At 34.7% G+C, this 12,150-nt stretch carries 11 protein-coding genes, 2 tRNA genes and 1 pseudogene; 9 read left to right on the forward strand and 5 right to left on the reverse strand.

Annotated features, from left to right (window positions below):
- The 4 genes from WOCAOBSORBRA_RS06175 to WOCAOBSORBRA_RS03605 form a co-directional block, all read left to right on the forward strand.
- The coding region (locus WOCAOBSORBRA_RS06175) for a hypothetical protein (RefSeq protein ID WP_218939170.1) at positions 1 to 202 on the forward strand (202 nt) is incomplete at its 5' end.
- Positions 203 to 234: 32 nt separating this feature from the next.
- Positions 235 to 591, forward strand: coding sequence for a hypothetical protein (locus WOCAOBSORBRA_RS06295; protein ID WP_223823154.1), 357 nt, complete (start codon positions 235 to 237; stop codon positions 589 to 591).
- 24 nt (positions 592 to 615) lie between these two features.
- Positions 616 to 918 (forward strand): hypothetical protein, encoded by a 303-nt coding sequence (locus WOCAOBSORBRA_RS06300; protein ID WP_231115838.1) that lies wholly within the window; start codon positions 616 to 618, stop codon positions 916 to 918.
- 107 nt (positions 919 to 1,025) lie between these two features.
- Entirely contained in the window at positions 1,026 to 2,552 is a 1,527-nt protein-coding gene (locus WOCAOBSORBRA_RS03605) for an acyl-CoA carboxylase subunit beta (RefSeq protein ID WP_174515944.1), read from the forward strand.
- Between the two features lie 53 nt (positions 2,553 to 2,605).
- Here WOCAOBSORBRA_RS03605 and WOCAOBSORBRA_RS03610 read toward each other — a convergent pair.
- Positions 2,606 to 2,678 (reverse strand) — tRNA-Thr (locus WOCAOBSORBRA_RS03610).
- Between the two features lie 247 nt (positions 2,679 to 2,925).
- Here WOCAOBSORBRA_RS03610 and mutM point away from each other — a divergent pair.
- Positions 2,926 to 3,741 (forward strand): bifunctional DNA-formamidopyrimidine glycosylase/DNA-(apurinic or apyrimidinic site) lyase, encoded by an 816-nt coding sequence (gene mutM / locus WOCAOBSORBRA_RS03620; RefSeq protein WP_010963068.1) that lies wholly within the window; start codon positions 2,926 to 2,928, stop codon positions 3,739 to 3,741.
- A gap of 16 nt (positions 3,742 to 3,757) precedes the next feature.
- Positions 3,758 to 4,351, forward strand: a complete 594-nt coding sequence (pdxH, locus tag WOCAOBSORBRA_RS03625; RefSeq protein ID WP_022626142.1) for a pyridoxamine 5'-phosphate oxidase — start codon at positions 3,758 to 3,760, stop codon at positions 4,349 to 4,351.
- 3 nt (positions 4,352 to 4,354) lie between these two features.
- Here pdxH and WOCAOBSORBRA_RS03630 read toward each other — a convergent pair.
- Positions 4,355 to 4,431: transfer RNA gene (locus WOCAOBSORBRA_RS03630), tRNA-Met, on the reverse strand.
- Between the two features lie 62 nt (positions 4,432 to 4,493).
- Between WOCAOBSORBRA_RS03630 and WOCAOBSORBRA_RS03635 the strand changes: the two genes are divergently transcribed.
- The 3 genes from WOCAOBSORBRA_RS03635 to WOCAOBSORBRA_RS03645 all read left to right on the forward strand — a co-directional run bounded on the left by WOCAOBSORBRA_RS03635 (position 4,494) and on the right by WOCAOBSORBRA_RS03645 (position 9,347).
- Entirely contained in the window at positions 4,494 to 6,656 is a 2,163-nt protein-coding gene (locus tag WOCAOBSORBRA_RS03635; RefSeq protein ID WP_155969245.1) for a ComEC/Rec2 family competence protein, read from the forward strand.
- Positions 6,657 to 6,717: 61 nt separating this feature from the next.
- Positions 6,718 to 8,403: a hypothetical protein gene (locus WOCAOBSORBRA_RS03640; protein WP_174515945.1), complete on the forward strand. Its 1,686-nt coding sequence runs from the start codon at positions 6,718 to 6,720 to the stop codon at positions 8,401 to 8,403.
- Between the two features lie 5 nt (positions 8,404 to 8,408).
- A complete protein-coding gene (locus tag WOCAOBSORBRA_RS03645; protein WP_174515947.1) occupies positions 8,409 to 9,347 on the forward strand; it encodes an RluA family pseudouridine synthase in 939 nt (312 codons plus the stop codon).
- An 11-nt stretch (positions 9,348 to 9,358) separates the two neighbouring features.
- On the opposite strand, the gene WOCAOBSORBRA_RS03650 is transcribed toward WOCAOBSORBRA_RS03645, so the two are convergent.
- The 3 genes and pseudogenes from WOCAOBSORBRA_RS03650 to WOCAOBSORBRA_RS03660 form a co-directional block, all read right to left on the reverse strand.
- On the reverse strand, positions 9,359 to 9,715 hold the full coding sequence (locus WOCAOBSORBRA_RS03650; protein ID WP_343032839.1) for a diacylglycerol kinase: 357 nt from the start codon (positions 9,713 to 9,715) through the stop codon (positions 9,359 to 9,361).
- Between the two features lie 91 nt (positions 9,716 to 9,806).
- Positions 9,807 to 10,586 (reverse strand): annotated as a pseudogene (locus tag WOCAOBSORBRA_RS06650) (EndoU domain-containing protein).
- Between the two features lie 49 nt (positions 10,587 to 10,635).
- Positions 10,636 to 11,832, reverse strand: a complete 1,197-nt coding sequence (locus WOCAOBSORBRA_RS03660; protein WP_174515946.1) for a phosphoglycerate kinase — start codon at positions 11,830 to 11,832, stop codon at positions 10,636 to 10,638.
- Positions 11,833 to 12,150: the final 318 nt, after the last annotated feature.

Consider the following 12,150-nt stretch of genomic DNA (forward strand, 5'->3'; position numbering starts at 1 on the left):
TAATGATAAAAAATTTAGAGAGAAATTTTATACACTATCGCTGATATTTTTCCTTAAGTTGACGCCATTGCCTGAACACTTACCTAATGATGAAGCTATCGAAAACATAGCAAAGAGACTTCAAAAATCTATAGACGATGCAAAAAAGCACAAGGTCATGTTTAGTGTTGATGTATTCCAAGGAGAAAAAAGTCATCAATAATAGATTATTCGATACTGATCTTATACCACCTCATGGAGCAAGATAAAAATGTTACTGAGACTGGAAAAGAAAAACTACGGCCTCTTATGTTAGAAATGTTTAATCTAGTTTCAACAGGCACTGATGTGAGCCAAGAAGTTCGGAGATTATTGCCAGAAGATATACTGAAAGAACGCGGCGAATATTTGTCACGTCTAAAACAAATTGTAAGTGATAGTATTGAAAATGACAAAAAAAAAGGAATTGTAGTAGAAAGAGATAATAAATTTTATTATGTACAGTGTCCAGAAAAAAGTGTGATCACTCCTGCAAAATTTATGAACTCCCCGGAATTTAAGGACTTAGAATATGGTGCATTGCGAATAGGAGAAGGAGATAATCTAATCTGAATAAAAAGCTGGCAATATCATGATATGCAAGGCAAAGTAAAAATGACCTTTAGGGTAGGCGATGAAAAGATCGAAATGATTTTATCTTCTGAAAAAGCTGAAAGTTTTGGTAAAATAATGGTACATATGGATGACAAAAGTTGTGAAATCTTCTCAAAGTACCTAAAAGAGCTAGAAAAAGAACCTCGTATAAGCAAGGTTGTTGAAGCTGCTAAAAGTTTTGCACAAACGAAAAGCAGTGCAGTTAGTCCACCTCTTTCTAATATGAAAAGTGTTGACACATCGCAACATTTTCAAAGTAGTGACCATGAATCACCAGAGCATTAACAATTATCATACATACATTGTTGCATATAGCAATAGTGTATGTGTATAGTTAGTAGGGTTTGTAAACTTAATAAAGTCTACAACTAATTTGAAAACTACTTTATTGTATGCAAGACTTTAAAATACTAGAAAATCTAAAAACCAAAGCACTAGAAGCTGAAAAAGGAGGCGGTTCTGACAGGATTACCAAACAACATGAAAAAGGGAAATTAACTGCTAGAGAAAGGCTCAGTATATTGCTCGATGAAAGTTCTTTTGCAGAATACGATAAATTCGTAAAACATCATGCAAATGATTTTGGCATGCAAAATGCTAATTTTTTAGGTGATGGGGTAGTGATTGGTCATGGTACTATTTATGGCAGAAAAGTTTTTGTTTATTCTCAGGATTTTACTGTCTTTGGTGGATCACTTGGTGCGTCACATGCAAAAAAAATATGCAAAATTATGGATATGGCAATTAATGCCAGGGTTCCAATTATCGGACTAAATGATTCTGGTGGAGCCAGAATTCAGGAAGGAGTAAATTCTCTTGCTGGTTATGGAGAAATTTTTCAAAGAAACGTAAATGCATCGGGTGTTATACCACAAATTTCTTTAATTATGGGCCCATGTGCAGGAGGTGCAGTTTATTCCCCAGCATTAACTGACTTTACTTTCATGGTGAAAAACAGTTCATATATGTTTATAACCGGGCCAGATGTAGTAAAAAAGGTTACCTACGAAGATGTAAGTTTCGAAGACCTCGGTGGAGCAAAAATTCATACAAGCAAAACAGGAGTAGCGGATTTTGCATTCAATAATGATGTTGAAATGCTGCTAAAAATGCGTGAATTCTTTACTTTCTTACCAGCAAATAATCAAGAATCACCAAAATCTGCACCAATCTGTAATGATGTTGACAACATTGATGAATCCTTAAACACTCTAATTCCTACCAATCCCAATACTCCTTACGATATGTACGAACTCATTGAAAAGGTGTGCGATGAGAGGAATTTCTTTGAACTGAAACCTGATTTTGCTCGTAATATCATAACTGGTTTTGGTAGAATTGGAGGAAATACTGTCGGTATTGTTGCAAATCAACCTATGCACCTTGCAGGATGTTTGGATATTGATTCTTCAAGAAAAGCTGCAAGGTTTGTAAGGTTTTGTGACGCATTTAACATTCCCATCATCACACTTATTGATGTTCCAGGATTTCTGCCGGGTACAAATCAAGAATACAATAATATAATACAACACGGAGCGAAACTGCTTTACGCTTACGCTGAAGCGACCGTGCCGAAAATTAGCCTTATCACTAGAAAAGCGTATGGTGGTGCATACATTGTTATGAATTCGAAACATCTAAAAGGTGATATAAATTATGCCTGGCCAACTGCTGAAATAGCTGTGATGGGCCCTGAAAGTGCAGTTGAGATTATATTTCGACACGAAAAAGATCAGCAAACGTTAATCAAAGAATACAAAGAAAAGTTCGCTAATCCATTTTTTGCTGCATCACATGGATACATTGATGACATTATAGTGCCAAGTAAAACAAGGTATCACTTTTATAAAGCATTAGAGCTACTCAAAAACAAGAAGGTAGAAAGGATATGGAAAAAGCATGACAACTTACCTCTGTAACTTTCTTCTAAGCCTTGCTTACAAGTTATGCAATATTATAAGTATAATCAGTGTGCCGTTACCAAGACTCGAACTTGGGACCTCGTCATTACCAATGACGTACTCTACCACCTGAGCTACAACGGCAAGTTTATATATTATGATAATGAATAACACAAAAAAGAATAAGGAAAAAGAAGAGGAGAAAAAAAGATTAGCGAAAGCTTTAAAGCAAAATATTTTGAAAAGAAAAAAGCAGCAACAGAGTAGACAGAGAACCCTTTCAAAACTCGTTTGTGGTGAGGAATTTTTAGGAGAAAGCACCGCAGAATACTCGAATGTATTTGAGAACGACAAAATTACCATCAGAAACTTAAGTTTTGAAGGAGGTATCATGCCAGAACTACCGGAAGTGGAAGTAATCTCTAATTTTTTGCTTGATAAAATTAAAAACAAGCAAATCAGTAATGTTATAGTGAATAATTGGAATTTACGTGCCCCAATAACAAAAAATATTGATGATATGCTAAAGGGCAAAGTCATACGCAACATCAAGCGTAGAGGTAAGTATACCATCTGGAATACAGATGGTAGTGTGGCTGTAATCATACATCTTGGCATGAGCGGAAAGCTTATATATGCTGACCACGATCAAATGCGGAATAAGCATGATCACGTGGTATTTTTATTTTCTGACAATACTTCAATAATTTTTAATGACCCAAGAAGATTTGGATTAGTTATCGTTTTAAATAAAGAACAAGAAACGGATTTTTTTAGCGATTTTGGAATAGAGCCCCTCACGGATGAATTCAGTGGAGACTATTTACAGGAGTTGCTGAAAAACAAAAAAGTGAATATCAAATCAGCGTTAATGGACAATAAATCAATAGTTGGCGTAGGCAACATATATGCTTCTGAGAGCTTGTTTAGAGCCCGTATATCACCACTCAGGTCAGCAAAAAACTTGACCTATAGAGAGTGCGAAAAACTTGCTGCTGAAATAAAAAATACTCTGAGTGATGCAATTGCTGCAGGTGGTTCAACACTGAAAGATTATGCACAGCCATCTGGATCTGCTGGATACTTTCAAAATAACTTTTACGTATATGGTAAAGTTCAAAAACCTTGCAAGATTTGCAATAATATCATAACACTTATACGACAAAATGGCCGTAGCACTTATTTTTGCAACGCGTGCCAGAATTAAGATTTTATTTTTTGATATGATATTTTCACTTGAAAAAGATCCATTTGATTTGTTTTCAAAGTGGTACAAAGCAGTACTTAATTCTCCGTGTGAACAACCAACTGCAATGACGCTAGCAACTTGTAGCAAAGACTGTATTCCATCTGCAAGAGTGGTATTACTAAAGGAATATAGCAAAGAAGGTTTTGTGTTTTTCACTAACGTAAACAGTAAAAAAGGGAAAGAATTGACTGAGAACCCCAAAGCTGCGTTAGTGTTTCATTGGATAGAATTTGCTAGGCAAGTGCGAATTGAAGGAGAGGTTAAACTTCTAAACGATGAAAGAACTGACAAATACTTCTCTTCTCGAGCGCTGGGTAGTCAAATTAGCGCATGGTGCTCAAAACAATCGAGCATTCTGAAAGATTGGCAAGATTTTGAGCAAGCTATAAAATTGAAGGAAAAAGAATTTCACAATACACAAGTTTCTCGTCCTGATTTTTGGGTGGGATTTTGCGTAATCCCAAAAGTAATTGAATTTTGGCAAGAAGGTGAATATAGGAAGCATATTAGATTTAGATACACTCTTGTTGAGGGAAGCGATTGGAAAGTGGAACAACTATATCCTTAAAAATGGTTGCGGGAGTAGGATTTGAACCTACGACCTTCAGGTTATGAGCCTGACGAGCTACCGAGCTGCTCCATCCCGCGTCGTTGCTTATTTAGTTATTATATATACAAATAATGAAAAAAGAAAAATAAAATTTCACCACATGCAAATATCGACACACTTATTAACTTTTCTTGACATAATAGTTAGTTATATACGTAACAATCTGCGCAATGAACAATATAACTTGATACTGTGGTTTCCTGTTTTTCAGTGTGTAGGAATTCTAACCTATTTTTCCCTAAGTTTTGAACCAAGCTGCATATCTATTTTTCTTTTGCTTTTACCCACACTAATTTTGATTGCAATATTGTATAAAAGGTACGCGATATTGTGTATCGCTTTAATTGCAGTGCTCATAGGATTTACAGCTAGTAAATTAAGAACAGCTTTAGTTGATACTCAAATTCTTGATAAAGAGAGATATGTAAAAGATATCGTTGCCACAGTGAAGGATATTAACGACAGGGGCTCATATAAACAATTTCTGCTTTCTGTTGAAAAATCCCCTACTATCTCAAAATCCTCTCCTGTCATCCCAGCGCCCCCTTTTGTCATCCCAGTACTTGATACTGGGATCCAGAAAAAAAAGATATGGATTCCAGCGTCACGCGCTGGAATGACACCGGATAGAGCTCTAGATAACATCAGAATATCAGTTAGAACCAAAGTGGAAAAAGGCATTAAAATAGGCGATCAAGTAAAATTATCAGCAAAACTCTTCCCTCTAAAGATTGCGCCCTCGGAGTATGCATACGATTTTGCAAGAATAGCATATTACCAGAAAATAAGTGCAACAGGCTTTGCAACAAGCAAAATAGCCCTGCACAAAAAGGCTGAAGCAAGGAAATTTCAAGAATATATAGAATCTTTCCGTCAATACATTTATGAAAACCTGCAGCAAAATATCAAGAAACCACATGCGGATATAATCTCTGCATTACTGATCGGTAAAAAAGATGGCATAGATCAAAAAACTATGGACGCGATACGAGATTCAGGTATAGCACATTTGTTTGCCATATCTGGTTTGCATTTATCATTCGTTGCTGGTCTGTTTTTTGTAGTGTTTCGTAATTTATTCGCAATATCTGAAACTTTGACTCTTAAGTATAACACCAAGAAAATATCTGCATTCCTTACTATCTTGCCAACCACGTTTTATTTGTTGATTACCGGTATGCAAATTTCTGCTCAGCGTGCCTACATCATGGTGATTTTAGTACTCGTTGCAATAATGATAGAGAGAAAATATCGAGGGTTAATAGCAATTGCGTTTGCTGCTGCAGTGATACTTATCATAGAACCTGAAGCAATTTTAAAGCCAGGCTTTCAGATGTCATTTTCTGCTGTTTTGGCACTGGTTGCCAGTTATCAAATTAATGCTAATAAATTATTCAAAATAAAAATAATGAAATATTTTGTGTCGATAATGATCAGCTCAGTAATAGCAAGTTTAGCAACTGTTCCGTATACGATATATAATTTTAATTATTTTTCAATTAGTGGCATTATCACAAATTTAGTTGCTATACCAATAGTTACATTAATTATTATTCCACTTGGAATAATCTATGTTTTGTTGATTCCTTTCGGTATTGAATGGATTATAGCGCCACTTGTAGAACGCCCAATTGACAGCATTTTGTATATAACAAACGCTATCGCTAGTCTTCAGTATTTGGTTATTCCCATTCGTACTTTTCCTGCCTCATCAATTATTATAATAACATTTGGGTTATTGTGGCTGTGCTTGTGGGAAAGAAATTGGCGTTTTTTGGGATTTTTTTTTATTGTACTAGGTATTTGCTTTAGCGCTGCATATAAAACCCCCGACATCCTAATAAATGCTGATAATGTTGCTGCAAAGGAGAGTGATAACTTACTATATTCTCTCACTAGAAAAAGCAGAAATTTTGTTATCAAAACGTGGGCAAAGCAAAACGGACAGAACCAAATTTTGAATCATACAAAATATAACAATTCAAATAAAAGGCTACAGTGTGAAGATTATGATTGTATATATAATAAAGGAAATAATAAATCAGTGCTACTTGCTTATAAAAAAGAAGATATTTCAGAAAATTGTGATAAAGTTGATTTAATAATTCAATTAAGTGAATTCGACTATTCAGCTTGCAACGCTAAAATTATTAAACATGCTGATCTAGAAACGTATGGCACACATTCTGTTTGGTTAACAAATCGTTACGTAAAGATTAATACAGTGCGCTCCAATAGGCCTTGGCACATGTTGAAAAATTAAGAAACTTGATTTTAAGGTTTGGTTAATGTATACCTAAATAAGTTTAAACTAGAAAAATGTTATGGTTACAGACACTCAAGATCCTTTCAAAGACTATTTTGATTTTTTAGGATTTAGAAAACTTTCTGACCAGCCCAGTAGAATTTTGAGCTCTATAAGAAAGTATTCTGGTACTATATCGATAGCAAGTACCATTGCTACTCTTATAGCATTTACTGCCTTTTCTATTCAGCCTGTTACAGTAAGTATTGCTGGGTTTGCGTTCACGCCAGCACCTCTTGCCTTTATTCCTCTTATAGTTCTCTTATTTACTGCTGTTATAAACTTTATAAATACACAAAAAATAAAAGAGAATGAAATAGATAAAAAAATAGGAAACTATCAAGTTGATGAACAGTACAGCCAGATTGCTCAAGAAGCTAAAAAAATTGAAATTGTAACAAATTTAGATAAAAAGGGGGAAAAGCTTTCAATAGTTTTACCAATTTCTAAGACGCAGAGAGAAATACTAGAAGATATAGAAGCAGAAAATAGAAATAGGATTCTCTTGTTTACTGGATCATATGTATTTGGTACTATTATAGTAGTTTCAGCAATATCACAATCCATTAATGCTCCAATAATATTAATAGCTTTATTAGTCGCTATTCTTTTATGCATCATATCAACACTTAGCAATCTAATAAGTAATAGCGTGGATCATGAAAATCATACTATTAGAAAACACAGTTCTTTAGGTCTTCTATTTCCATACTGGTCTGGAAAGGGCATGGTTGTATCAGTAGTAGAAAATAAGCTTGGTAAAAGGGAAAATGAACTAATATCTCTAATGAAAAAACTACTTAGTCCGCTTTGCAACTCATTTGACAGTAACCTTAAAAAAGCTTGCGATTTACTTGATAATAGTCTTTTAAAGCCTGCAAATATTAACATTAAAGAAACGCTTGATCACCTAAAAAAAATCAGAGAAGACATCAAAAAAGATTTAGATTGGCTACATGCAGAAATTTCAGAAGTTTTAAACAACACTAAAGAATTGACAAAAAAAGCACATTCACTAGATATTGAAGGTACTTTTTCTAGGTTAGAGAATGCTATTAAAATTGCTGAAGATAAAATTGAACGATTTGAACCAAGCCGCTTTGTAGGCTGGCTTCAATCAACTACGCAGTCTAATAATAACGAGTTCCTTAGCATGCTAAAAAAGTTAAAAGAGGATACAGAAGAGGAAAAAACGGAATTGAAGGAGCAATTAAACGTAGTAAGGAATGAATTAGAAGAAATAAAAAAGAAGCAAGCTCAACCAAGTACGCCTGATTCAGGAGCTAAAAATGAAAATAGTACTAATAATTTATTAGCATTAGAAAATAAAGTCAAAGAACTACGTGACACAGTTAGAAAGTTAGAGCTGGAAGCAGAACAAAATAAGCTGCAGCAAAAGAAGGAAAAGTTAGAGCAAAAAAAATCTGAACAAGAAGAAGCAGATGAATGGAAAGAAAAAATCAACGGCAAACCAAGTGAATTCTTATATTATTTATTAGAATCTATTAAGCTGGAAGAAAAAGATAATAAAGAAAAAAAGGTTGAGGCAACATTACGGGATTTTGATAACAAAATAATAATTCACTGGAAAGATGGCTCTCAAACAATTTGCCATATTAAAAAACAAGGTGATCTTCCTAGTACAAAAGTTGATTTTGTAGATCAAAATATTCAAGCAGCATTTGCAGTAGCTCGCGCGGGGTAGTTGTTATAGACCACTTAGAAGTAACCTTAAGTGTTAATAATGATAAAGAGAAATTAAGGTTAGACACCTATATAGCTGAAAAATGCAACATATCACGCAGCAAAGCGCAAAGATTGATACAAAATGAGCAGGTGAAATTACTTGGCACACCGATAATTAATAATGACTACATAGTAAAACCAGATGAAGAGTATGTGGTGCATCTCGTTCAACCTGACATATCCACATCAATTGAGCCTAATTATGACATAAAACTTAATATCGTCTATGAAGATGAAGACATTATAGTTCTGAGTAAACAAAGTGGATTAACAGTGCACCCAGGTGCTGGGACAAACAATGATACGCTTTTGAACGCAGTTATCGCTCACCTTAATGTAAGACCAGGAATTGTTCATAGACTCGATAAAGATACTAGTGGGCTAATGGTAATTGCAAAAAATGAAGCAGCCCATAGTTTTTTGTCTGAATTGTTATCGAATCGCAAAATAAAGCGGGAATACTTAGCAGTAGTTTGGGGAATATTATCTTCCCAGCAGGGAACTATAGAAACTAACATTGCTCCAAAGCGTGGTAATAAAGAAATGATGTGTGTAACAAAAATCACAGGCAAATTAGCAATCACTCACTATTTAGTGCAAAAAGTTATAGGACAAGCAAGCCTCGTTAAATGCACTTTAGAAACAGGTAGAACGCACCAAATTCGAGTCCACATGAGCCACATAGGACATTCCATAGTTGGTGATCAAGTTTACGGAAAAAATAGTAGTAAAAGCACAAAATATGCTAAAAACTCTAGTTTTATTCGTAATTTCAATAGGCAAGCACTGCATGCTTATACACTGGGCTTATATCACCCAAAAAGCAAGGAATACATGGAATTTGTCTCTGATTTACCGCAAGATATAAAAACTTTAATTGGTGAGTTTGACAACATATCTTAATAACATTCGTATTAACCTGTCAATATTATCATCCATGTTATCAGGAAGTTAATTAATGAAAGAAAAACTGCTGCACTACCTAGATCTTTCACCTTTTTTGAAAGTATGTGTTGTTCACTGGAAATACGCTCAATTGTCGTTTCAAAAGCAGTGTTAACAATTTCCACAATTAACACCAGGAATAGGCTGCTTATCATTACTGCACGTTCTAGATTACTTACATCCAAAACAAACAAAACTGAGACACATACTATAAAAAGCAGTAACTCCTGTCTGAACGCAATTTCTGATATAAAAGCTGATTTTATTCCTTCACAAGAGTATTGAATTGCTTTTATTAGACGAATAATGCCCTTCTTCGTTATTATTCACAAAACCCTTTAATCAAAATTTTAACTCATTTGGATTTGCTACACCCTATAGCATTTTTATCATTTGTTCACCCTATTGGTTTTGAAATTAAGATTTACTGCAACTACAATAAGTACTCTTATCATCACATTTTGGTGTTAAGTCGGGATAGAACGTGAGTATAGCATCATTCTTTCTTACAAACACTGATTGATAATTGTCATCTTCCATTTCATATAGACACATTCCATCTTTTCCTAATTCCTTAAACGCCTTAGTTGCAGAAATTATCGGCATGAAGGTTATATGCGTATCCATTTGGGCATTTAACTTTCACTTCCCCATCCTTACCCAAATATTTCATTCCAAATGTATAAACCGGCGGCTTAATATCTGATTCATTGCACAGGATTCCAACTGCCCATTTATCCTCTTGAGCTTCAACATATCTACCTACAAAATGCATACCACCTAATTTATCGTTTGGCTCACCACAAAAAATATGTCCAAACCCTATAGTTTCTTTTTCACTTCCACTATTTGTAAACCAAATGTTAGCCAGTTCATCTTTAAGTAACTCCAAATCCGCATCTGGCGTAATCACTTATATATTCCTTTCACTACTTCTTGATGCTGCGGACAACTAAGTAAAATTTTGAAATCTTCTTTATCTGGATGTGCTCCCCAATCTCCACAAACTTTCAACACTCCTCTATCGAAGTCAGTTAATTCTGAAACGGTGGCTGGTTGTGAACTGAAAAATGGTTCAAAATTGACTTCAACATTTTCTTCTACATAGCCGGTGTGAAAATAATGATCCTTAATATAAAAAATAAATCCTATTATTGGTATTATTAAACACAAAATTAGTTTAACTGTCTTCGACATAATCACGTTCACAAAAAAGCTAGCCTATAAGAAATAATTTAAAAAAGTTTTAATCTAATCGTTTTTGCAGAGCAGCAACTCCCGGCATTTCATCGCCACTTAACCAATCTAAAAATGCTCCTCCACCAGTGGAAACATATGTAAAATCCTTATCGGTAAGGCCTGCAGCGCTTATTGCAGATAGACTATCGCCTCCCCCTATTATGCTGGTTAACTTTCCTTTGTGCGTTAAGTCACTTACGATTTTCATTACCCCTATTGTACCGCTTGCAAAAGCTGAATGTTCAAAAACACCAATAGGTCCATTCCACAGCAGAGTCTTACTGCTTGCTATTATACTGCTTATTGTACTCAAAGTTTGTGGTCCGATATCCAAAATTATATCACCGTCCAAAATGGACTCAGTTCTTCTTGAAATACTAGTGCTGTAATCAGAGTTTACTGCAACCAGAACGTCTTCTGGCACAACTATTTTGCAATTGTTTTTATTTGCTGTTTCAACAATATTATGTAGAAGGTCGTCAACACCATTTTGAAAGAAAGATTTCCCTATATTTACTTTGCTAAATGACAAAAAATTATTGGCTATTGCACCACCTAGAACTAGGTAATTAACCTTTTCTGTTAGCTTCATAAGCACTTTTATTTTAGTTGATATTTTAGCTCCCCCAACTATCGCAGTAATAGGTTTAGCTTTAAACGATACAGCTTTTTCAAGATACTTTAGCTCATCTTGCAAGCAAAATCCTGCATAGGAAGGTAAAAATTCTGTAATGCGTGAAATAGAAGCGTGAGCTCTGTGAGAGCAAGAAAATGCATCATTTACATATATATCCACTAGAGATGCTAATTGTCTGGCAAAGTTTGCATCATTCTCCTTTTCCCCTTCATAAAATCTTAGATTCTCTAGTAATATTATATCTCCTGCATCCATAACACTTACTGCTCTTTGTACTTTTTCACCAACGCAATCGTCAATAAATTTCACTTTTTTATTTAGTAACTGCGATAAAGTGTCAATTACATTTTTTAGCGACAGATTATTGTCTCTGGCCTTTGGGCGTCCGAAATGTGATATAATAATAATCTTTGCACTCGCATTCACTAAATACTGAATAGTAGGCAATGCTCTCAAAATACGAGTGACATCACGAATTTCTCCATCTTTTATAGGAACATTGAAGTCAACTCTGAGTAAGACGGTTTTATTGTGAAGATCACAATTTTCTATACTGGGTATATTCATTGTAAAACTAAAGCTATAAAGCCACTATACAGCAGTTTGACCTAAAGTAAAGTTTTGAGTTATACGAACGTTTAAGGAAATTTGCACGCCAAACGCTTGACACTGGAACCTTATCGTCATGCCACCACGAACCGTCATACCGCCGGGTATCTCTTAGCCGCTAACACGTAGCGGGATACTTGACCTTTACAGGGATGACGATTGTCGTTTAGCCATAAATATTTAAGAAATTTACTAAACAGAAAAAAAGGCAAAAGAAGCCCCGTGGTTGGCTAATTACTTACATTATACTTTCAAGTATGGCGTTTTTTTATTCTA

Source organism: Wolbachia endosymbiont of Cardiocondyla obscurior (assembly GCF_902713635.1).
Classification (GTDB): domain Bacteria; phylum Pseudomonadota; class Alphaproteobacteria; order Rickettsiales; family Anaplasmataceae; genus Wolbachia; species Wolbachia pipientis.